The sequence below is a fragment of the Cupriavidus sp. GW823-FHT07B10 genome (assembly GCF_058794355.1).
On the sequence record NZ_JBXAGS010000007.1, the window covers coordinates 34379 to 55856 of the forward strand.

Annotated in this window: 17 protein-coding genes; 1 reads left to right on the forward strand and 16 read right to left on the reverse strand. The window is 67.0% G+C overall.

Annotated features, from left to right (window positions below; translation table 11 throughout):
* Positions 1-596: 596 nt before the first annotated feature.
* Genes AC1Q6V_RS16715 through AC1Q6V_RS16725 form a run of 3 tightly spaced genes read right to left on the reverse strand, consistent with a single transcriptional unit; the run spans position 597 to position 4006 of the window.
* Positions 597-2771 (reverse strand): xanthine dehydrogenase family protein molybdopterin-binding subunit, encoded by a 2175-nt coding sequence (locus tag AC1Q6V_RS16715; RefSeq protein ID WP_454749265.1) that lies wholly within the window; start codon positions 2769-2771, stop codon positions 597-599.
* A gap of 9 nt (positions 2772-2780) precedes the next feature.
* On the reverse strand, positions 2781-3239 hold the full coding sequence (locus AC1Q6V_RS16720; RefSeq protein WP_011617196.1) for a (2Fe-2S)-binding protein: 459 nt from the start codon (positions 3237-3239) through the stop codon (positions 2781-2783).
* Entirely contained in the window at positions 3236-4006 is a 771-nt protein-coding gene (locus tag AC1Q6V_RS16725) for a hypothetical protein (RefSeq protein WP_011617197.1), read from the reverse strand. The genes AC1Q6V_RS16720 and AC1Q6V_RS16725 overlap by 4 nt, the downstream gene beginning before the upstream one ends.
* Before the next feature lie 237 nt (positions 4007-4243).
* Between AC1Q6V_RS16725 and AC1Q6V_RS16730 the strand changes: the two genes are divergently transcribed.
* Positions 4244-5149, forward strand: a complete 906-nt coding sequence (locus tag AC1Q6V_RS16730; RefSeq protein WP_011617198.1) for an adenylate/guanylate cyclase domain-containing protein — start codon at positions 4244-4246, stop codon at positions 5147-5149.
* A gap of 65 nt (positions 5150-5214) precedes the next feature.
* Here AC1Q6V_RS16730 and AC1Q6V_RS16735 read toward each other — a convergent pair whose 3' ends face one another.
* From AC1Q6V_RS16735 to cbbX, 13 genes are all read right to left on the reverse strand, one after another.
* Entirely contained in the window at positions 5215-5412 is a 198-nt protein-coding gene (locus AC1Q6V_RS16735) for a hypothetical protein (RefSeq protein WP_010809303.1), read from the reverse strand.
* Between the two features lie 44 nt (positions 5413-5456).
* Complete coding sequence (locus AC1Q6V_RS16740; RefSeq protein ID WP_454749266.1) at positions 5457-8231, reverse strand: ATP-dependent Clp protease ATP-binding subunit; 2775 nt, start codon at positions 8229-8231, stop codon at positions 5457-5459.
* Positions 8232-8360: 129 nt separating this feature from the next.
* Positions 8361-10634 carry an FdhF/YdeP family oxidoreductase gene (locus tag AC1Q6V_RS16745; protein ID WP_010809301.1) on the reverse strand — a complete coding sequence of 758 codons (2274 nt, stop codon included), beginning with the start codon at positions 10632-10634 and terminating at the stop codon, positions 8361-8363.
* A 140-nt stretch (positions 10635-10774) separates the two neighbouring features.
* Complete coding sequence (gene fba, locus AC1Q6V_RS16750; protein WP_010809300.1) at positions 10775-11812, reverse strand: class II fructose-bisphosphate aldolase; 1038 nt, start codon at positions 11810-11812, stop codon at positions 10775-10777.
* A gap of 42 nt (positions 11813-11854) precedes the next feature.
* Positions 11855-13096, reverse strand: a complete 1242-nt coding sequence (locus tag AC1Q6V_RS16755; protein ID WP_492316314.1) for a phosphoglycerate kinase — start codon at positions 13094-13096, stop codon at positions 11855-11857.
* 9 nt (positions 13097-13105) lie between these two features.
* Positions 13106-14116, reverse strand: coding sequence for a type I glyceraldehyde-3-phosphate dehydrogenase (gene gap, locus AC1Q6V_RS16760; protein WP_010809298.1), 1011 nt, complete (start codon positions 14114-14116; stop codon positions 13106-13108).
* 59 nt (positions 14117-14175) lie between these two features.
* Complete coding sequence (gph, locus tag AC1Q6V_RS16765) at positions 14176-14871, reverse strand: phosphoglycolate phosphatase (protein ID WP_454749085.1); 696 nt, start codon at positions 14869-14871, stop codon at positions 14176-14178.
* Positions 14871-16883 carry a transketolase gene (gene tkt, locus AC1Q6V_RS16770; RefSeq protein ID WP_010809296.1) on the reverse strand — a complete coding sequence of 671 codons (2013 nt, stop codon included), beginning with the start codon at positions 16881-16883 and terminating at the stop codon, positions 14871-14873. The genes gph and tkt overlap by 1 nt, the downstream gene beginning before the upstream one ends.
* A 40-nt stretch (positions 16884-16923) precedes the next feature.
* Positions 16924-17802: a phosphoribulokinase gene (locus AC1Q6V_RS16775; protein ID WP_010809295.1), complete on the reverse strand. Its 879-nt coding sequence runs from the start codon at positions 17800-17802 to the stop codon at positions 16924-16926.
* Positions 17803-17813: 11 nt separating this feature from the next.
* On the reverse strand, positions 17814-18908 hold the full coding sequence (locus AC1Q6V_RS16780) for a class 1 fructose-bisphosphatase (protein ID WP_011617202.1): 1095 nt from the start codon (positions 18906-18908) through the stop codon (positions 17814-17816).
* 56 nt (positions 18909-18964) lie between these two features.
* Positions 18965-19690 (reverse strand): ribulose-phosphate 3-epimerase, encoded by a 726-nt coding sequence (gene rpe, locus AC1Q6V_RS16785; RefSeq protein ID WP_010809293.1) that lies wholly within the window; start codon positions 19688-19690, stop codon positions 18965-18967.
* Between the two features lies 1 nt (position 19691).
* A complete protein-coding gene (locus AC1Q6V_RS16790) occupies positions 19692-20456 on the reverse strand; it encodes an HAD family hydrolase (protein ID WP_058696761.1) in 765 nt (254 codons plus the stop codon).
* A 3-nt stretch (positions 20457-20459) separates the two neighbouring features.
* Positions 20460-21413 carry a CbbX protein gene (cbbX, locus tag AC1Q6V_RS16795; protein ID WP_454749084.1) on the reverse strand — a complete coding sequence of 318 codons (954 nt, stop codon included), beginning with the start codon at positions 21411-21413 and terminating at the stop codon, positions 20460-20462.
* Between the last annotated feature and the right edge of the window lie 65 nt (positions 21414-21478).

Genomic DNA, 21478 nt, shown 5'->3' on the forward strand with positions numbered 1-21478 from the left:
CCGCTAATCGGATTGCCCGCCTCTGCCATTTCCGAATGCACCGTTCACCGCCGCCCCATGGCCGTTCGTGTACGATGGACTCCCGCACTGCCGAATCAGAAGCCCGTTGCGTCAACCCGCGCCAGTGCTGACTTCTCGTGCATGCCAGAGGAAACGCCGGTTCCGGCATACCCCCGTCAACGTGTACGGGTTCTCGTCGCCTCGGGCAAGGGACAGTGAGCACCTGCGCGAAGCAGTCCAACGAATTCGCGCTCAAGTCAGTGCAGTCTCGCTATTTCCGCTTCTAATACGGGAAAGCGCTGGCCGAATTCACTGATAAGTGGTTGATTTTCCGGAAAACGCAGCCTCACGAATTCTGGATCCTCGCACTTCAACGGGCGTTGTGATGGATAAAACCGAAGGCGCCGCTTGATGTGGATCCTGGCTAGACCACCCCTCACCCCGGCCCTCTCCCCATGAGGGGAAAGGAAGAACATCTTGCTTAGGCTGGTTCCGGCGGCTTTGGCGCACCCAAGACTGTTGGCATTTTGTCTGGGTGCTCGCTCTCCCGCTTGGGGAGAGATCACCGCACGCAGGCCATGCCGACTGCTCGAAGATCACGAGGTGAACGGCAGGCTGCGATGCCGCTTGCCGGTGAGCGCCGCGACGGCGTTGGCCAGTGCCGGTGCGATCGGCGGCACCGCGGTCTCGCCAATGCCGGTCGGCGGGTCGGCCGATGGCACGATGTGCACCGCGATCTGCGGCGGCGTGTCCGCATGCGTCGCCACCCGGTAGTCGTTCCAGTTGCCTTGCTGGACCACGCCATCCTTCAGCGTGATCTGGGCTCCGGGCAGCGTGGTGCCCAGCCCCATCATCATGCCGCCCTGGACCTGCGCCTCGACCGTGCGCGGATTGATCGGCATATTGCAGTGGACGGCCGCGGTGACCCGGTGCACCACCGGCTGGTTGCCGCGCATCGAGGCCTCGACGATGTAGGCCACCACGGTGTCGAACGATTCATGCACCGCCACGCCCCAGGCACGCCCGGCCGAGAGACGCCGCTTGCCGTAGCCCGAGCGCTCGACCGCCAGGTCCAGCGCCGCCAGGTGACGCTTGTGCTCACGCAGCAGCGTGCGGCGGTAGGCCACCGGATCGATCCCGCCGGCGCGCGCCAGTTCATCGACCAGAGTCTCCATCACGTAGGCCGTGTGCGTGTGCCCCACCGAGCGCCACCACAGCACCGGCACATTGACCTTGGGATGATGGATCTCGAGCGCGATCGGGAACGGATAAGGACTGTCGCTCACGCCCTCGACCATGGTCGAGTCGACCCCGTTCTTCACGGTGAAGGACTCGAACGGCGTGCCGCTGGTGATGGACTGGCCGACGATCACGTGCTTCCAGGCCAGCACCTTGCCCTTGCCATCGTGGCCGATGTCAACGCGGTGCAGGTGCATCGGGCGGTAGTAGCCGCCGCGCACGTCGTCTTCGCGCGTCCAGATCATCTTGATCGGCTCGCGCCGGCCAGCCGCGTAGCGCGCCTTGGCCACCTGCGCGGCCTCGAACAGGTAGTCGGACGTGGGCACGGCACGCCGGCCGAAGCCGCCGCCGGCCATCATGGTGTTGAATGTCACCTGTTCCGGCTTCAGGCCGAGCACGGCTGCGACGTTGGCCTGGTCGACGGTCTGGAACTGCGAGCCGGCCCACACCGTGCATTGGTTGCCGCGGAAGTCGATGGTGCAGTTGAGCGGCTCCATCGGCGTGTGCGCCAGGTAGGGGAAGACATACTCGGCGGAGAGCTTGTGTGGCGCGGTGGCAAGCGCCGAAGTGTCCGCCTCCTTGGCCTGCACGCCGGGCCTGGCCGCCAGCGCGCGATAGCGCGCCAGCAGCGCATCGCTATCCGGCTTCTCGACGCCGCTGCTGTCCCATTCCACCTGCAGCACCTCGCGCGCCGTGCGCGCGGGCCAGAAGCCATTGGCCACGATCGCCAACCCGGTCGCGCCGCCGGCCAGCGGCACCTGGTAGACCTCTTCCACGCCGGCGATGGCCCTGGCACGCGCCGGGTCGAAGCGCGCGACCCTGGCGCCGAACACCGGCGGATGCACCATGACCACGGTACGCGTGCCGGGCAGCGCCGTGTCGATGCCGAACTGCTGCCTGCCGGTGGACTTGTCGCGCGCATCGAGCCGGCCGGTGGGCTTGCCGATCAGCCTGAACTGCTGCGGCGACTTCAGCTGCACGCTTGCTGGCACCGGCTCGGCCAAGGCCGCGGCGGCCAGCTCGCCGTACGTGGCCCGGCGGCCGTCGGGCGCGGTCACCACGCCGGCCTCGGCCTTCAGCTGCCCGGCCGGGACCCCGAAGCGCCTGGCGGCCGCCCCGAGCAGCATGGCGCGCATGCGCGCGCCGACCTCGCGATACTGGGTCCACGAGTTCTTAATGCTGGTCGAGCCGCCGACCATCTGGATATGGAACACCGGATCCTTATAGGCCTCGCCGGCCGGGGCCAGCTGGCAGCGCACCTTGCTCCAGTCCGCGTCCAGTTCCTCGGCCACCAGCATCGGCAGTGCCGTCTGCACGCCCTGCCCGAACTCAAGCTTGCCGATCGTGACCATCACGGTGCCGTCGGCATCGATACTGACGAAGGCCGATGGCTGCACTGGCGCCTTGGGCTGCGCGGCCGCCTCCGTCTGCGCGCCAAGCGGAACGGCACAGAGCGCGAAGCCCGAGCCGAAGCTCAGTTTCAGGAAGGTCCGCCGGTCGATGCCGCCGCTTGCCTGCTGCATGAGTCTCATGGCATCTCCTCAGCCGATAGCCTTGGCTGCATCCTTGACCGCGGCATGGATGCGCGCGTAGGTGCCACAGCGGCACAGGTTGGCGCTCATGGCCTGTTCGATGTCGGCATCGGTCGGGCGCCGGTTGACCCTGAGCAGCGCCACCGCCGACATGACCTGGCCGCTCTGGCAATAGCCGCACTGCGTGACGTCGTTGCGCACCCAGGCCTCTTCGACCGCGCGCCCCACCGGGTCCTCGCCGATGCCCTCGATCGTGGTGAGCTGCCGGCCGGCGATGGAAGACACCGGTGTCACGCACGCGCGGCGCTGCTGGCCATCGACATGTACCGTGCACGCGCCGCACACGGCGATGCCGCAGCCGAACTTGGTGCCGGTCAGGCCCAGCGTGTCGCGCAGCACCCACAGCACCGGCGTGTCGCCGGGCACGTCAACCTGCTGGGTCTTGCCGTTCAGTTGAAAGGAAATCATGGCTGGCTCCCGTTGCTGGTGCCTTTCGTCTGGGTCAAGGCGCCTGATCCGGCGATAGCGCGCAGGTTCTTCAGCAAGGCTTCGTCGGCGGCGGCGCGTGTAGGGCCGGCAGAGGTGCGCAACGGCTCGCGCGTATCGCACGGCGCGCCGTTGCGTATCCACTGGCGCACCTGCTCGTCGAACGCGGGCTTGTCCAGCGGCGGCAATTCACGCCCCGGCCCCGGTTGCCAGCCCCAAGCCACCAGGTGGTCGGTCACCATGTGTTCTTCGAGCATCGCCAGCGAACGGCCGCCATTGGTCCTGGTGTCCCGGAAGACCTTGCATAGCGCCGGCCCGGACAGGCCCAGCCATGACATCTTCATCTTCGCCGGCGGCATGTGCCAGCCCGGCTGGCCATTGGTATCCAGCCCGGGCGGCGCATGCGCGAGCGGGCTGTTCTGGGTGCCATGGCACGTGGCGCATTGCAGCGGCGGCACGCCCTTGCCGTCGGTGCCTCGCTGCACCGGTGGAAAATGCACCCGTTTCGCATCGCCCTGCAGCGGGCCGTCCGGCACGTGGCAATTCAGGCAGCGGGCATGCAGCAGCACACGCTCGATCTGCGCGAAGGCCTGCAGCCCCGCATTGCGGTCCGGCGTGGCCGACACCTGCGTGGGCTGGAAGGATCCGCCGGGCCCGGCAGCGAAGGCAAGCACCGGAAGCGTCAGGACCGACCCCGCCAAGAGCTGGCGAATGGCGGCGACGAGGGGGTTGCGGGCGTCATGCTTCATGGAGCCTCCTCCTTCACCGTCGTCGGCGTGCTAGATCGTTGTAGTGCCTGATGCGATCCCTGGCAAGACGAAACGGCAGCAGAGGCTCCAGGCGCCCGGATCGGCAAGCAGCACTTTTGCGGGATGGTCACCAGCGCTGCAATGTCGCGATGAAGTTCTATGATGCAGAATCATGCAGACGAAGCGCACTGCCGATCGAAGGCATGGCGCGCTCCGATCAAACGGCCTGTGATGCATATGGACCAAGATTCGCGACAAGACGCCTCTGATGGATCGGTGATGTTCGCGGACGTCTGCGACAGCACCAGGCTCTACGAGCAGGCCGGCGATGCGGCGGCGCTTGGCGCAATCCGCCAGTGCCTGGCGCTGATGAAGTCCCACTCCGCGGCCGCGCAAGGCCGGGTGGTCAAGACCATCGGTGACGAAATCATGGTGCTGTTTCCCACCGCGGAGAATGCGATGCGGGCGGCACTGGACATGCAGGAGGCCGTCGCCGGGCTGCCGCCGATCATCGGCGCTCCGCTGGCGATCCATATCGGCTTTCACCATGGCCCGATCCTGTCGGATGAATCCGGCGACCTGTTCGGCGACACCGTCAACCTTGCCGCCCGACTGGCCAGCCTGGCGTCGCGGGGCCAGATCATCACCAGCAAGAACGCGGTGGAGCAGCTCTCAGCAGGGCTGCGCCAGATGACACGCTACCTGTATCCGATACAGGTGCGCGGCAAGCACCAGGTGATCGAGCTGTACGAAGCGATCTGGCAGCAGAGCATCGACCTGACCCTGGTGGCCCCGGTGGATCTTGCATTGGCCCGCTCGGCACTGCTTTCGCTGCGGTATCGGGAAACCGTCTTCGAAATGAACACCGCCTCGCCGCCTGTCACCATCGGCCGGGACACGACCATGAGCATTGTCGTCACGGACCGGCAGGTTTCGAGATTCCAGGCCACGGTGGAGCCGCGCGGCGGCCGCTTTGTCCTGATCGACAGAAGCTCGAACGGCACCCATGTGAAGATCGATGGCGAAAGCGCGCTCATCCTGCGCCGTGACGAAATCACGCTCAGGGGTCATGGCTGGATTACCTTTGCCCAGCCGAAAGAATGCATCGACGAAGGTATCGAGTTCTTTGTCGACGAGAAGTAATGCTGGCAGGAAGGAAGCCGCGCGGCCGCAACCCATAGGAGCAGGCCGCGGCCGCGCGTGGCTGCTTACCCTCCCAGTTCCTGGAAGGCGTGCCCGTTGGCTTCCAGACCCTTCAACATGCCGGGTGGCAGTGCGCTCTCCGGAACCGTCCCTTCAAGTTGCCACTCCTTTGCGTCGGCGAGGTCCTGAAGTCCTTCCCCCTTGCGCACATAGAGACCCAGCGTCGGCTTCAGCAGATTGATGTAAAAGTCGTACTCCTGCATTTGCGAACCTCCCACGAAAGTCGTGATTGCCCTGGCTCTTGCGCTCAAGCGCTGGAGTCTCCTGCTGCGACGGTGCTGTCCGCCTTCCTGGGTGCAGCGCCCTTGGCGGCAGCTTTGCCTGCCTTCGGCTTCTTGACGGCTTCCATCTTCCTGAAGACCACGGCTTCGCTTGCCTTGTCGTAGCCAAGCTCGACGCTGTCGCCTGATTTCAGCTTGTCGCCGAGGATCTCCTTGGCCAGGCCGGTCTCGACCGACTGGCGGATCTGGCGCCGCAGTTCCTGCGCACCAAACTCAGGCTGGTAGCCCACCTCGACCAGGTGATCGACCAGCTCATCGTCGAGCTTGACCGTGATGTCCTGCGCGGCGGCGGTGCGCACCACGCGCTCCAGCTGGATCTGCACGATCGCGCGGATGTTCTCGCGCGACAGCGCATGGAACACGATGATGTCGTCGATTCGGTTCAGGAACTCGGGCCGGAAGTGTCCCTTCAGCACCTTCATCAGCGCCTCGCGCAAGTCCTTCTCAGGCATGCGCCTGTCCTCGGGCTGCTCCAGGTTGTCCATGATGATCGGCGCGCCCAGGTTGCTGGTGGCGATGATGACGGTATTGCTGAAGTCCACCACGCGGCCCTTGCCGTCGGTCAAGCGGCCGTCGTCGAAGACCTGCAGCAGCACGTTGTTCACGTCCGGGTGGGCCTTCTCGATCTCATCCAGCAGGATCACGCTATAGGGCTTGCGCCGCACGCGCTCGGTCAGCTGCCCGCCTTCGTCATAGCCGACATAGCCCGGCGGCGCACCGATCAGCCGGGCCACCGCATGGCGCTCCATGTACTCGGACATGTCGATGCGGATGATGGCCTGCTCGTCGCCGAACACGGTTTCCGCCAGGGCCTTGGCCAGCTCGGTCTTGCCAACGCCGGTCGGCCCGAGGAAGAGGAAGGTCGCGATCGGGCGGTTAGCCTGCCCCAGGCCTGCGCGCGACAGGCGCACCGCATCGCTGACCGCGACCACCGCGTCGTCCTGCCCCACCACCCGCTCGCGCAGCCGCGCTTCCATTTTCAGCAGCTTCTGGCGCTCTTCCTGGGTAAGGTCGGTCACCGGGATGCCGGTCAGGCGCGACACCACTTCGGCAATGGCCGCAACCGTCACCTCCAGGGTCTCCGACCCCGTCTTGCGCTGCCACGCCTCGGTCAACTCGTCAAGCCGCTTCTGCTTGTCGTTGATGCGGTCCTCGAAGCCCTTGGCCTCGTCAAAGCGCTTGCGCGACGACGCATAGTCCTGCTCGCGCTTGAGCTGGGCGATCTCGGCCTCCAGTTCCTGGATATCCGCGGGGCGTGAGGTGGCGCCGATGCGCACGCGCGCCGCGGCCTGGTCGATCAGGTCGATGGCCTTGTCCGGCAGGAAGCGCGCGGTGATGTAGCGGTCCGACAGTTCCGCCGCGGCCACAAAGGCGTCGTCGGCGAAGGTGACCTGGTGGTGCGCCTCAAGCTTGTCGCGCAGGCCGCGCAGGATGACGATGGTCTGCTCGACGGTCGGCTCCGGCACCAGCACCGGCTGGAAGCGCCGTTCCAGCGCCGCGTCTTTCTCAATGTACTTCTGGTATTCGTTCAGCGTGGTGGCGCCGATCAGGCTCAGTTCGCCGCGCGCCAGCGCCGGCTTGAGCACGTTGGCGATATCGAGCCCGCCCTCGCCGCCGCCCTGCCCCGCGCCGACGATGGTGTGCAGTTCGTCGATAAACAGGATCAGTTCGTCGTTCTTGGCGGTGACCTCGTCAATCAGCTGCTTGGCACGCTCCTCGAACTCGCCGCGGTACTTGGCGCCCGCCACCATCGAATTGATGTTCACCTCAACCAGGCGCTTGCCGCGCAGCACCTCCGGCACATCGCCATTGACGATGCGCTGCGCCAGCCCTTCCACGATCGCGGTCTTGCCCACGCCCGGCTCGCCAATCAGCACCGGGTTGTTCTTCTTGCGCCGCGCCAGCACTTCGATCGCGCTCTCGATCTCCTGCGCACGGCCCAGCACCGGATCGAGCTTGCCCTGCCGCGCGATCGCGGTCAGGTCGCGCCCGAACTTGTCCAGCGTGGGCGTGCCGGTGGGCGTATCGACGCGGCCATCCTCGGCGCCCTTGCCGACCACCTTCACCACCTTCTGGCGCAGTGCCTCGGGGGTGACGCCATACTTCTTGAGCAGCGTCCCGGCGATGCTTTCCGGGACCGAGGCCAGGCCGATCAGCAGGTGCTCGGGGCCAACGTAGGAATGCCCGAGGTCGCGCGAGGCCTGGAAGGCATACTGGAAGGCCTTCTTCAGCCGCGGCGAGATCGTCATCCGGTCGATGGCCGCGTCGGGCCCGGCGGTTCCGGTCTGCGCGTGCTCGTCGATATAGCCCCTGATATCCTGCGGCGAGAGCTTTAGCTCCTTGAGCAGCGCCGTGCAGACATCGGTATCGGCGAGCACGTAGAGCAGGTGCTCGGTGTCCAGCTCATTGCGCCGCAGCTCGTGGGCCTTCTCCGCGGCGCGCTGCAGCAGTTCCATGGTCTGCTCGCTGAAGGCATCGGTGGGGTCGACGGATTCGCGCGGGACTTCGGTGGAGAATCCGGGATGCTCGTCGTCATCCATCCCGCCTCCCATTCCTCGGAAGAAGCGGGACAGCCCGCCGCCACCCAGCAGGGAGTCGAACGGGTTGAGCATGTCCTGGTGGCGCAGCAGCTGCCGGTAGTCGTAGTCGCAGATCGACATCGTCTTGCGCTCGCCGTCCTGAACCACCGTCACCCGCGCCACGGCGGGACGTGCGTTGCAGATTTCGCATAGGGTCGGCATGATGGACTTTCCTCCACAGGTAGGTCGCATTGCTTCAACAGAGGGCCGTTGCGCGCGCTCAGGGCCGCGCACAACGGCGCTGGAAAGCGGGCATGAGCCGTGCTTACGTGATGGTGGGCTCGCCTGCCATTACGTCACCTCCGAACGCACCACGCGCACGGGCACTGACTTGTAGGACGGGGTGCCGCTGTCCTCGTCGATGTAGTCGAGCGGCACCAGCCTGTTTGCTTCCGGATAGTAGGCAGCGACGGAGCCGGGCGCAATTTCATATTCGATCGCAGTGATCTTCTCGAAACGCAGCTGCCGGCCCGCGGCGATAGTCTCGATGTCGACCAGGTCGCCATGCTCCAGGCCGCGCGCGGCCAGGTCGGCCGGGTTCATGAACAGCACGTCGCGCCGCCCGAACACGCCCCGGTAGCGGTCGTCCATGGCATAGATGGTGGTGTTGTACTGGTCATGGCTGCGGATGGTCACCAGCCGCAGCACATCGTCGGCATGGACTTGCTTGTCTTCATGCAGCCCCTTGAACACGTAGAACTCGGCCTTGCCCGACGACGTTTCCCATTTGCGCTCGGTTGGTGGCAAGGGCATGCGGAATCCGCCAGGGACCCGCACGCGCGCGTTGAAATCCTCAAAGCCGGGCACCGTCTTCTCGATCAGGTCGCGGATCCTGTCGTAGTCGGCGACGAGCTCCAGCCATGGCACCTTGCTGTCAGGCAGGGTCGCGGTGGCAATGCCCGCCACGATGGCCGGCTCGGAGCGCAGGAATTCCGACGCCGGCGCGAGCTTGCCGGCCGAGGCATGCACCATCGACATCGAATCCTCCACCGTCACCGATTGCGGCCCGGTCTCCTGCACATCCAGTTCGGTGCGGCCCAGGCAAGGCAGCACATAGGTCTCCCTGGCCACCAGCAGGTGCGTGCGGTTGAGCTTGGTCCCGACATGCACGCTCAGGTCGAGCTTGCCCATGGCCGGGAAGCACTGCTCGGGATCGGGCAAGGCGACCGCGAAATTGCCGCCCAGGCAGAACAGCGCCCTGGACTTGCCATCGATCATCGCCTGCATCGCGTTGACGGCATCGTGCCCGTGTCCGGCGGGCGGGCTGAAGCCGAAGGTGTCCTCGATCCGCTGCAGGAAGCCGGCCGACGGCTTCTCGGTAATGCCGACAGTCCGGTTCCCCTGGACATTGGAGTGGCCGCGCAAGGGGCAGATGCCGGCGCCGGGCTTGCCGAAGTTGCCGCGCAGCATCAGCAGGTCGCACAGCAGGCGCACATTGGCCGTGCCTTCGTTGTGCTGGGTCACGCCCATGCCATAGGTAACGATGGTGGCATTCGACTTGGCATAGGCCGCCGCCACCAGTTCCAGGTCCGCACGGGTCAGCCCACTGGTCTTTTCAATATCCGCCCATTCGGTCGACCGCAGATCGTCGGCCAGCGCCTCGAAGCCCTCGGTGTGGACCGCGATGAAGTCGTGGTCCAGCACATTGCCCTGGCTGGCTTCCAGGTCCAGCAGCGCCTTCATCACCCCCTTGATGGCGGCGGCGTCGCCACCGGCGCGGACCAGGAAGTAGGACGACGCAATCCGGGTGGAACCATAGGTGGCCATCTCCACCATGTTCTGCGGGTCGGCAAAGCGCTCGAGCGCCCGTTCGCGCAGCGGGTTGAACACCAGGATCGGCACCTTGCGGCGCGACGCCTCATGCAGCGTCCCCATCATGCGCGGGTGGTTGGTGCCCGGGTTGTGGCCGATCGAAATGATCAGCTCGCAGGTGTCAAAGTCCTCCAGCGACACCGTGCCCTTGCCGATGCCGATCGAGCGCGGCAAGCCCACGCTGGTGGGCTCGTGGCACATGTTCGAGCAGTCGGGGAAGTTGTTCGTGCCATATTCGCGCGCGAACAGCTGGTACAGGTAGGCGGCTTCGTTGGAAGCCCGGCCCGAGGTATAGAACTCGACCTGGTCGGGCGATAGCCCGCGCAGGATTTCGCCGATGCGGGCGAACGCGGCCTCCCATTCCACCGCGCGGAAGGTGTCGGTGGCGCGGTCATAGACCAGGGGATGCGTCAGCCTGCCAAAGTCTTCGAGCTCATAGTCGGTCCGGTTCAACAGCGACGACACCGTATTGGTTGCAAAGAACTCGGGAGGCACCCGTTTGGTGGTTGCCTCCCACGTCACGGCCTTGGCGCCGTTCTCGCAGAACTGGAAGGTCGACCGGTGCTCCTTGTCGGGCCATGCGCAGCCGGGGCAATCGAAGCCGTCGGGCTGGTTGGTCCGCATCAGCGTGATCGGCGCCTTGACGGTATCCATCTGCGTGCGGATCGCCGTGGCAGTTGCCTTCAGCGCCCCCCAGCCGCCGGCGGGACCGTCGTACTTCCTGATACCGGGCACTTCGCGTCGATTGGCCATGTTTGCTCCTTGTGCCGCGCCAGGTTGCTGGTGACGGCGTTGGGGTTAGTCACGCGAACAACTCCTGCTGCCGGTTTGCTCCCCTCGCCCGCTCGCGGGAGAGGGGTGCGTGTGCCTGGGCTCGTGGTGCGGATGCTCCTTCAGGAATAGAGCTTCGCCACCCGCTCCAGCGGCACCGGCTTGATCCGCGAGGCCTGCCCGGCGCAGCCGAAGGCCTCGAAGCGCAGCTTGACCACGCTTCTCGCCCCCTTCTTGGCCGCCAGCAGCGCCTTGCGCGGATCGAATTCGCTGCGGTCGTCGGACAAGGACTTGCGGATGGCCCCGGTCATGGCCAGGCGGATATCCGTATCGATATTCACCTTGCGCACCCCCATCTTGATGCCGCGCAGGATCTCCTCGACCGGCACGCCGTAGGTCTCCTTGATGTCGCCGCCGTACTGGCGGATGATCTCCAGCCATTCCTGCGGCACCGAGCTGGAGCCGTGCATCACCAGGTGGGTGTCAGGGATCTGCTCGTGGATCTCGCGGATGCGGTCCATCGCCAGGATGTCGCCGGTGGGCTTGCGTGAGAACTTGTAGGCGCCGTGGCTGGTGCCGATGGCGATCGCCAGTGCATCCACGCCGGTGCGGGCAACGAAGTCGCGCGCCTGGGCCGGGTCGGTCAGCATCATGTCGTGCGACAGCGTGCCCGCCGCGCCCACGCCGTCCTCTTCGCCGGCCTGGCCGGTTTCGAGCGAGCCCAGGCAGCCCAGTTCGCCTTCCACCGACACGCCGATCGCATGCGCCATCTCGCACACGCGCCGCGTGACCTCGACGTTGTAGTCGTAGTCGGAGGGGGTCTTCATGTCTTCGCGCAGCGAGCCGTCCATCATCACGCTGGTGAAGCCGGAGCGGATCGAGGCCTGGCAGATCGCCGGGCTGGAGCCGTGGTCCTGGTGCAGCACGATGGGGATGTCCGGATGGGTCTCGGCCGCGGCCAGCACCATATGGCGCAGGTAAGCCTCGCCAGCATACTTGCGGGCGCCGGCCGAGGCCTGCAGGATGACCGGGCTGTCGGTTTCCTGGGCCGCCTCCATGATGGCGTGGATCTGTTCCAGGTTGTTGACGTTGAAGGCCGGCACGCCGTAGCCGAACTCTCCCGCGTGGTCCAGCAGCTGGCGCAAGGAAATGAGTGCCATGATGAAGCTCCTTTACTGATTGCAGAATCGGTGAGGTCGGGTTCAGGCAGCGGCGCGCTGTGCCAGCACGGCCAGCGCGGGCAGCGTCTTGCCCTCCAGGAATTCCAGGAACGCGCCGCCGCCGGTCGAGATATAGCCCACGCGGTCGGCAATGCCGTGCTTGGCGATCGCGGCCAGCGTGTCGCCGCCGCCGGCGATCGAGAACGCCTTCGATTCGGCGATGGCCTGGGCCAGCACCCTGGTGCCGTTGCCGAACTGGTCGAACTCGAACACGCCCACCGGGCCGTTCCAGACGATGGTGCCGGCGGCCTTCAGTTGCTCGGCCAGCATCGTTGCGGTCCTGGGGCCGATGTCCAGGATCATGTCGTCGTCGGCCACGTCCTTGACGTCCTTGACGGTAGCCTCGGCGGTGGCGCTGAATTCCTTGGCGCACACCACGTCGACCGGAATCGGCACCGAGGCGCCACGCCTGGCCATGATGTCGATGATGGCCCTGGCATCGGCCAGCAGGTCAGGCTCGGCCAGCGACTTGCCGATCTTCAGGCCGGCGGCCAGCATGAAGGTATTGGCAATGCCGCCGCCGACGATCAGGTTGTCGACCTTGTCGGCCAGCGACTTCAGGATGGTCAGCTTGGTCGAGACCTTGGAGCCGGCCACGATTGCCACCAGCGGACGCGCCGGCTGGCCCAACGCCTTGCCCAGCGCGTCGATCTCGGCGGCCAGCAGCGGGCCGGCGCAGGCAATGGGGGCGTACCTGGCGATGCCATGCGTGGTCGCCTCGGCGCGGTGGGCGGTGCCGAACGCGTCGTTGACGTAGACATCGCACAGCGCCGCCATCTTCTGCGCCAGTTCGTCGCTGTTCTTCTTCTCGCCCGTGTTCATGCGGCAGTTTTCCAGCAGCACCACCTGCCCGGGCGGCACCTGGAAGCCGCCCTCGGTCCAGCCGGACAAGAGCGGCACCTGGCGGCCCAGCAGTTCAGACAGGCGGCGGCCCACCGGCGCCAGGCTGTGGCGCGGGTCGGGCGCCCCCTCCTGCGGCCGGCCCAGGTGCGAGGTGACCATCACCGCGGCGCCCGCCTGCAGGCAGGCCGCGATGGCGGGCACGGAAGCCCGGATGCGGGTATCGTCGGTGATAGCGCCCGCTGCATCCTGCGGGACGTTGAGGTCGGCGCGGATGAAGACCCGCTTGCCAGCCAGTCCACCGGCTGCAAGCAGTGCGGCCAGCGTGTGCGGCGCCGCCGCGGGTTTCGGTTGCGGGTTCGTAGCATGGGATAGGCTCATCATGGCGATCTGCTAGCGTGCGTGGGCCAACGCCACCGCGGTATCCAGCATGCGGTTGGAGAAGCCCCATTCGTTGTCATACCAGGCCGACACCTTGACCAGGGTGCCGTTGACCTTGGTCAGGGTGGCGTCGAAGGTGGACGACGCCGGGTTGTGGTTGAAGTCCACCGAGACCAGCGGCGCGGTGTTGTAGTCCAGGATGCCCTTGAGCTCGCCTTCTGCGGCGGCCTTCAGGATGCCGTTCACCTCCTCCACCGTGGTCGGCCGCGCCGCCACGAAGGACAGGTCGACCAGCGACACATTGATGGTCGGCACGCGCACGGCAAAACCGTCCAGCCGGCCGTCCAGCTCAGGCATCACCAGCCCGACCGCGGCGGCTGCGCCGGTCTTGGTCGGGATCATCGACATGGTGGCCGAGCGCGCCCGGCGCAGGTCTTCGTGGTAGACGTCGGTCAGCACCTGGTCGTTGGTATAGGAGTGCACGGTGGTCATCAGGCCGTTCACCAGCCCCAGCTTCTCGTGCAGCGGCTTGACCAGCGGCGCCAGGCAGTTGGTGGTGCAGGAGGCGTTGGAGATCACCGTGTCGGTGGCCTTCAGCACGCCGTGGTTGACGCCGTAGACGATGGTGGCGTCCACGTCCTTGCCGCCGGGGGCGGAGATGATCACCTTCTTCGCGCCGCCCCTCAGGTGGGCCGAGGCCTTTTCCTTGCTGGTGAAGAGCCCGGTGCATTCCATCACCACGTCCACGCCCAGCTCGCCCCACGGCAGCTCGGCCGGGTTGCGCTGCGCCAGCACGCGGATCCGGTCGCCGTTGACGCGGAAGGCATCGCCGTCGACCGAGACCTCGCCCGGGAAGCGGCCGTGGACGGTGTCGTACTGGGTCAGGTGCGCATTGGTGGCCGCGTTGCCGAGGTCGTTGATGGCGACGATCTCGATATCGTGCCGCTTGCCGCCTTCATAGTGGGCGCGCAGCACATTGCGGCCGATGCGTCCGTAGCCGTTGATGGCAACCTTGATAGTCATGCTGTCTCCTTTACTTGTCTTGGTATCCTTGCCGGTCGCGCTGGCGCGCCGGCGCAACATCAGGCGGCTGGCGCCAGCCGCGCCGGCGTCAGCAGCGCCGGCAACGCCTCCAGCGAATCGAGCAGCGCATCCGCGCCCAGCGCCGCGGGCCCGCCGGGGCCGGCGTAGCCATAGCGAACCAGGCAGACCGGGATGCCGGCCGCGCGCGCCGCCGCCACGTCCACCGCCGAATCCCCCACCAGCACGCCCTGCGCCGTATCGACGTCGAGCAGGTTGCAGGCGTGGCGCAGCGGTTCGGGATCCGGTTTCATCTGCGCGATCGAGTCGCCCGCCACCAGCACTTCGAGGTACTGCGACAACCCGGTCAGCGCCAGCAGCGGCACCGCCAGCGCGCGCGGCTTGTTGGTGACGCAGGCAAGCCGGTAGCCCTGGCGCCTGAGCGCCTCCAGGCCTGCCTCCACGCCCGGGAACACCGACCCGAGGCGGCCGTTGGTCTCGGCATAGTGGCGGTGGAACATCGCCACGGCTTCGGCGGCCTCAACCCGCGGCGTAAGCCCGGCGGTCTCGAGCACGCGCCGCACCAGGTTGGGCACGCCGCGGCCGATGAAGCCGGCCACGGTGTCGAACGGCAATGCCGGGCTGCCGAAGTCGGCCAGCATGCAGTTGGCGGCCTCGACAATATCGGGCGCGCTGTCGACCAGCGTGCCGTCCAGGTCGATCAGCACCGCGGTGCAGGGCATGGATACGGTAGCCATCACGCCTCCTCCAGCAGCACGCGCGCGGCCGCGGCGACATGCGCCGGGGTCAGGCCGAAGTGCTGGTACAGCGCCTCGGCCGGCGCGGATTCGCCGAAGGTGTCGATGCCCAGCGCCAGGCCCTGCTCGCCCACCACGCCGCGCCAGAACCAGGTGCCGCCCGCCTCCACGCTGACGCGCGGCAGGCCAGGTGGCAGCACGGTGTCGCGGTACGCCACGTCCTGCGCGTAGAACAGCTCCACGCAGGGCATGGACACCACGCGCGCGGCGATGCCGGCATCGGCCAGGTCCAGCGCCGCGCGCATGGCGATTTCCACCTCGGAGCCAGTGGCAATCAGCACCACGCGCGGCGCCGGCACATCGCGCAGCACATAGCCGCCGCGCGCAATCTCCGCGCGCTGGGCCGGATTGCGCTCGAACGGCATCAGCGCCTGCCGCGACAGCACCAGGCAGCTCGGGCCATCCTCGCGCCGCAGCGCGGCCAGCCACGCGTACGCGGTCTCGGCGCCGTCGCAGGGACGCCAGACCTGGTTGTTGGGGATCAGGCGCAGGCTGGCGGCGTGTTCCACCGGCTGGTGGGTGGGACCGTCCTCGCCGAGCCCGATCGAGTCATGGGTCAGCACGTGGACCACGCGCAGGCGCATCAGCGCCGCCATGCGGATGGCATTGCGCGAGTAGTCCGAGAAGGTCATGAAGGTGCCGCCGTAGGGGATCAGCCCGCCATGCAGCGCAATGCCGTTCATCGCGGCGGCCATGCCGAACTCGCGCACGCCGTAGCTCACGTAGTTGCCATGCCCGGCATGGTTGACCCAGACCGACGCCTTGACATTGGTCAGGTTGGACCCGGTCAGGTCGGCCGAGCCGCCCAGCAGCTCGGGCAAGGCGGGCGTGAGCGCCTCCAGGCACAGCTGCGATGCCTTGCGCGTGGCGATCTTGCCTTGCAGCGGCGACGGCGCGTCCAGCAACGCCATCAATTCGGCATCGAAGCCCTCGGGCAGGCGGCCATTGGCACGGCGCACGAATTCTTCGGCCAGTTCGGGGTGCGCGGCGCAATAGCTGACGAAGCGCGCCTCCCATTCGGCCTCGCGCGCGGCGCCTTGCGCGCGTGCATCCCAGGCGTCGGCGACATCCGCCGGCACCGTGAAGGGCTCGGCTTCCCAGCCCAGCGCGGTGCGCATGGCGGCGATCTCCGGCGCGCCCAGCGGGGCGCCGTGCACATCGTGCCCGCCGGCCTTGGCGGGCGCGCCCTTGCCGATCACGGTGCGGCAGCAGATCAGCGTGGGCCGGTCGCGCTCGGCCTTGGCCTCGTGCAGCGCGGCATCGAGGGCGTGCGCATCGTGTCCGTCGACGTCCGCAATCACATGCCAGCCATAGGCGGCAAAGCGCTTCGGGGTGTCGTCGGCAAACCAGCCGGCGACCTCGCCGTCGATGGAGATACCGTTGTCGTCGTACAGGCAGATCAGCTTGCCCAGCCTGAGCGTGCCCGCCAGCGAGCAGGCCTCGTGGCTGAGTCCTTCCATCAGGCAGCCATCGCCAAGGAAGACGTAGGTGTGGTGGTCGACGATGTCGAAGCCGGGCCGGTTGAAGGTGGCGGCCAGCAGCTTCTCCGCCAGCGCCATGCCGACGGCATTGGCCAGGCCCTGTCCCAGCGGCCCGGTGGTGGTTTCCACGCCCGGCGTCACGCCAAGCTCCGGATGGCCGGGCGTGGCCGCGTGCAGCTGGCGGAACTGGCGCAGCTGCGACATCGGCAGGTCGTAGCCGGTCAGGTGCAGCAGCGCATACTGCAGCATGGACGCATGGCCGTTGGACAGCACGAAGCGGTCACGGTCGGGCCAGGCCGGGTTGGCCGGGTTGTGTCGCAGGTGGCGCCGCCACAGCACTTCGGCCATCTCGGCCATGCCCATGGGTGCGCCGGGGTGGCCCGATTTGGCCTGCTCCACCGCGTCGGCGGCCAGGAAGCGCAGCGCGTTGGCACAGCGCGCTGCGGAATCGATGCGTTCTGGTGCGTTCATTCAGGAGATCCTCGCGAGTCGGCGTTTCACGGTCGAGTCCTTACTGCGCGGCGCGCTTGCGGCGCTCCATCATGCGCAGCACGAAGGGCGTGAAGATCAGCTGCATGGCCAGCTCCATCTTGCCGCCGGGCACCACGATGGTGTTGGCGCGCGACATGAAGGAGTCGTGGATCATGCTCAGCAGGTACTGGAAGTCGATCCCCTTCGGGTTGGCAAAGCGGATCACCACCATGCTTTCATCGGGCGCGGGGATTTCGCGCGAGATAAAGGGGTTGGACGTATCCACGCACGGCACGCGCTGGAAGTTCACATGCGTGCGCGAGAACTGCGGGCAGATGTAATTCACGTAGTCCGGCATGCGGCGCAGGATGGTGTCGGTCACGGCCTCGGTCGAATAGCCGCGCTGCTTCTTGTCGCGCCAGAGCTTCTGGATCCATTCCAGGTTGATGACAGGGACCACGCCGATCAGCAGGTTGGGATACTGGGCGACATTGACCGAATCGGTGACCACGCCGCCGTGCAGGCCCTCGTAGAACAGCAGGTCGGTATCGGCCGGCAGCGGCTCCCACTGGGTGAAGGTGCCGGGTTCCTGCCCGAACGGCGCGGCTTCCTCCGGGCTATGCAGGTAGTGCCGGTGCATGCCCGTGCCGGTTTCGGCATAGGAGCGGAACAAGTTCTCCAGCTCGCCGAACAGGTTGTTCTCCTCGCCGAAGTGGCTGAAGTTCATATTGCCGGTGCGCTCGGCCTCGGCCATCTTGACCTTCATCTCGGCGCGGTCATAGCGGTGGAAGCTGTCGCCTTCGATCACCACTGACTTCACGCCCTCGCGGCGGAAGATGTTCTCGAAGGTACGGGTCACCGACGTGGTACCGGCGCCCGAGGAGCCGGTGATGGCGATAATGGGATAACGTTCTGACATGGCCAGGCACCTCAGGCAGACGCGCGGAACAGGCTGCGCTCGTTGAACAGGGGACTCGGAAGGTCGGGATCGGTCTGGTCGGTGTGGTAGCCCTCGATCCGTTCCACTTCATTGCGCGAGCCGAAGATCACGCCAATGCGCTGGTGCAGCGCACCCGGCGCCACCGACATCAGCGTCTGCCGGCCCGTGCTGGCGCGCCCGCCGGCCTGCTCCATCAGGAAGGCGATCGGATTGGCCTCGTACAGCAGGCGCAGGCGGCCCGGCTTGGCGGGATCCTTGGAGTCGCGCGGGTACATGAAGACGCCGCCACGCATCAGGATGCGGTGCGCCTCGGCCACCATCGACGCGATCCAGCGCATATTGAAATCCTTGCCGCGCGGCCCGCTCTTGCCGGCCATGCACTCGGCGATGTAGCGCTGCACCGGCGCTTCCCAGAAGCGGCTGTTCGACGCATTGATGGCAAATTCCTGGGTATCGGCCGGCACCTGCAGGTTGGGGTGCGTGAGGAAGAACTCGCCCAGGTTGGGATCGAGCGTGAAGCCGTTGACGCCATTGCCCACGGTCAGCACCAGCATGGTGGTGGGACCGTAGAGCGCGTAGCCGGCCGCCACCTGGGCGCTGCCGGGCTGCAGGAAATCCTGCTCGGTGACGGCGCTTGCGCCCTCAGGCGCGCGCAGCACCGAGAAGATGCTGCCCACCGAGACATTGACGTCGATGTTGGATGAGCCGTCGAGCGGATCGAACACCAGCAGGTACTTGCCGCGCGGGTAGTGATCCGGGATCTGGTAAGGCGCCTCCATCTCCTCCGACGCCATGCCGGCCAGGTACCCGCCCCACTCGTTGACGCGCAGGAAGGTGGTATTGCTCAGCACGTCCAGCTTCTGCTGGATTTCGCCCTGCACGTTGACGGCCCCTGCTTCTCCGGCTTGATTGCTGGCCTTGCCGTGCAAGCCCCCCAGCGCGCCGAAGGCAACCGCGCGCGCGATTTCCTTGCAGGCCATGGCGACGTTGAGAATCAGGCCGTTGAAGCCGCCGCTGGCATCCGGATAGCGGCGGCGTTCCTCGATCAGGAACTGCGTCAGGGTCATCCTTTGGACTTCAGGCATGACAGGTCTCCTATAGATTGGCTATGCATTCTTGTGTGGTGCCGGTGCGGGGCGGGCTACGTGACCGTGGCGGCCTCGCGCAAGCGGTACAGGATGCTCGAGTAGCCGCCGTCGGCATCGGGCGCGCCGAACACGGCGCTGCCGGCAACGAAGGTGTCGGCGCCCGCTCGCGCGATCGCGGCAATGTTGTCGGCCTTGACGCCGCCGTCGATCTCCAGCCAGACCGGCCGCCCGCCGGCGTCCACCTGCCGGTCGATGCGCGCGCGTGCCTGGCGCACCTTGTCCAGCACGCCCGGAATGAAGGCCTGGCCGCCAAAGCCCGGGTTCACGCTCATCAGCAGCACCAGGTCGAGCTGGTCCAGCGTATGGTCCAGCCAGCCCAGCGGCGTGGCCGGGTTGAGCACCAGGCCTGCCTTGCAGCCGTGGTCGCGGATCAGGCCGATGGTGCGGTCGACATGGCGGCTCGCCTCCGGATGGAAGCTGATGATGTTGGCGCCGGCCTTGGCGAACAGCGGGATCAGCGCATCGACCGGTTCCACCATCAGATGCACGTCGATGGGGATGGAGACCAGCGGCCGGATTGCCTCGCACACCAGCGGGCCGATGGTCAGGTTGGGCACATAGTGGTTGTCCATCACATCGAAGTGCACCAGGTCTGCGCCGCCGGCCTCGATCGCGCACACCTCTTCGCCCAGGCGCGCGAAATCGGCCGACAGGATGGATGGCGCCAGGCGGATGGCACGCTGGCTGCCATGGCCGGTGTTGGGTTCAGTGGCATGCATGTCAGGTTGCCTCGATCAGGGTGCCGTGGTGCCAGGCGCGCAACGCGGCAAGGTCGGCCCAGCGGTTTGCCGCGCCGGGCACGTGCTGGGGCATGGGCTCGCCGGGATCGCCAAGATGCGGCAGCACCAGCAGCGCGCCCTCGAAGGAGTCCTGCGCGCTGAACGCGGTGGGCGTGACCACGGTGGGAATGCCGGCCGCCCGGGCGGCGCGCAGGCCGTTCGCCGAGTCCTCGATCGCCAGGCAGTCACCGCCTTCCAGGCCCAGCCGCTCCAGCACCGCAAGGTAGACATCGGGCGCCGGCTTCTTGATGGCCGTGGTGCCGGCGTCGCCGATGGCGGCAAAGCGACGGCGCCAGTCGGCGCCAAGCGGCGCCTGCAGCAGCGCGTCGAGGTTGGCCGGCGTGGTGGTGGTGGCAATCGCCAGCGGGAGCCCGGCCTCGCCGGCCTCGTCGATCAGGCGGGCAATGCCCGGGCGCAGCGGCAGGCCGCCCGCCCCGACGCGCTCGGCATAGTGGCGGGTCTTGATGGCGTGCACGGCGTCGATGGTTTCCTTCACCTTGCAGCCGCGGGCCTCTTCCGGGTCGACCATGCGCCAGTAATGCATCAGGCGCTCCTTGCCGCCGGCCACCTTGAGCAGGCGCGTGTAGAGCGGCGCGTCCCAGTGCCAGTCCAGGCCGACCTCGGCGAAGGCGGCATTGAAGGCTTGCAGGTGCGCGCTTTCGGTATCGGCCAGGGTGCCGTCGACATCGAAAATCAGGGCTTGCATGGCTTACTCCTTGGCCGGCGTCCGTGCGTCCGGCGCGGCCTTCGAAAACACGCGGCTGGCAAGCAGGTCAGACGCGGTGATGGTGGTCAGGGTACGGTCGTCGACGACCGCGCCGGCATCGTCCAGCAGGCGCGAGGCATGGCGCAGGCGCGCGCGGTCCAGCGCATTGCGCACGCTGCGGGCATTGGCAAAGTGCGGCTGCGCCATGCGCCGGGCCAGGTAGTCGGCAAACACGGCCCGGCTTTCGTCGTCGAAGCGGTATTGCATCTCGGACAGCATCAGGTCGGCGATCTGGCGCAGCTCGTCGAGCTGGTAGTCGGGGAAATCGACATGGTGGGCAACGCGCGAGGACATGCCCGGGTTGGACTCGAAGAAACGGTCCATGCGGTCCTTGTAGCCGGCCAGGATCACCACCAGGTCGTCGCGGTTGTTCTCCATCACCTGCAGCAGGATCTCGATGGCCTCCTGGCCGTAGTCGCGCTCGTTCTCCGGGCGGTAGAGGTAGTAGGCCTCGTCGATGAAGAGCACCCCGCCCATGGCCTTCTTCAGGATCTCCTTGGTCTTGGGCGCGGTATGGCCGATGTACTGGCCGACCAGGTCGTCGCGGGTCACCGCCACCAGGTGGCCGCGGCGCACGTAGCCCAGCTGGTGCAGGATCTGCGCCATGCGCATGGCCACGGTAGTCTTGCCGGTGCCGGGATTGCCGGTGAAGCACATATGCAGGCTGGGCGCACCGGCGCTGAAGCCGCGCGCGGCGCGCAGCTTGTCCACCAGCAGCAAGGCGGCGATATCGCGGATGCGCGCTTTCACCGGCTTCAGCCCGATCAGCTCGCGGTCAAGCTGGGCCAGCAGCTCGGTGATGCCCGAGCTGGCCAGCGACTCGGCCAGGGACCCGGGCAACGATGCGGCCGGAGCGGCTGGCGGCTGCAGCGGTGCGGTCGTTTCAGGTGCGGACATGGCAGGCTCCGTGAGGATCAATCGAGCATCCGGCTCGAAAGATTCGAGGCGCAACTCCCCCCCGG

Bases quoted from the DNA above. Each gene is read 5' to 3' on its own strand.
- AC1Q6V_RS16715 (WP_454749265.1), bottom strand. From the start codon at position 2,771: ATGAGACTCATGCAGCAGGCAAGCGGCGGCATCGACCGGCGGACCTTC.
- AC1Q6V_RS16720 (WP_011617196.1), bottom strand. From the start codon at position 3,239: ATGATTTCCTTTCAACTGAACGGCAAGACCCAGCAGGTTGACGTGCCC.
- AC1Q6V_RS16725 (WP_011617197.1), bottom strand. From the start codon at position 4,006: ATGAAGCATGACGCCCGCAACCCCCTCGTCGCCGCCATTCGCCAGCTC.
- AC1Q6V_RS16730 (WP_011617198.1), top strand. From the start codon at position 4,244: ATGGACCAAGATTCGCGACAAGACGCCTCTGATGGATCGGTGATGTTC.
- AC1Q6V_RS16735 (WP_010809303.1), bottom strand. From the start codon at position 5,412: ATGCAGGAGTACGACTTTTACATCAATCTGCTGAAGCCGACGCTGGGT.
- AC1Q6V_RS16740 (WP_454749266.1), bottom strand. From the start codon at position 8,231: ATGCCGACCCTATGCGAAATCTGCAACGCACGTCCCGCCGTGGCGCGG.
- AC1Q6V_RS16745 (WP_010809301.1), bottom strand. From the start codon at position 10,634: ATGGCCAATCGACGCGAAGTGCCCGGTATCAGGAAGTACGACGGTCCC.
- fba (WP_010809300.1), bottom strand. From the start codon at position 11,812: ATGGCACTCATTTCCTTGCGCCAGCTGCTGGACCACGCGGGAGAGTTC.
- AC1Q6V_RS16755 (WP_492316314.1), bottom strand. From the start codon at position 13,096: ATGATGAGCCTATCCCATGCTACGAACCCGCAACCGAAACCCGCGGCG.
- gap (WP_010809298.1), bottom strand. From the start codon at position 14,116: ATGACTATCAAGGTTGCCATCAACGGCTACGGACGCATCGGCCGCAAT.
- gph (WP_454749085.1), bottom strand. From the start codon at position 14,871: ATGGCTACCGTATCCATGCCCTGCACCGCGGTGCTGATCGACCTGGAC.
- tkt (WP_010809296.1), bottom strand. From the start codon at position 16,883: ATGAACGCACCAGAACGCATCGATTCCGCAGCGCGCTGTGCCAACGCG.
- AC1Q6V_RS16775 (WP_010809295.1), bottom strand. From the start codon at position 17,802: ATGTCAGAACGTTATCCCATTATCGCCATCACCGGCTCCTCGGGCGCC.
- AC1Q6V_RS16780 (WP_011617202.1), bottom strand. From the start codon at position 18,908: ATGCCTGAAGTCCAAAGGATGACCCTGACGCAGTTCCTGATCGAGGAA.
- rpe (WP_010809293.1), bottom strand. From the start codon at position 19,690: ATGCATGCCACTGAACCCAACACCGGCCATGGCAGCCAGCGTGCCATC.
- AC1Q6V_RS16790 (WP_058696761.1), bottom strand. From the start codon at position 20,456: ATGCAAGCCCTGATTTTCGATGTCGACGGCACCCTGGCCGATACCGAA.
- cbbX (WP_454749084.1), bottom strand. From the start codon at position 21,413: ATGTCCGCACCTGAAACGACCGCACCGCTGCAGCCGCCAGCCGCTCCG.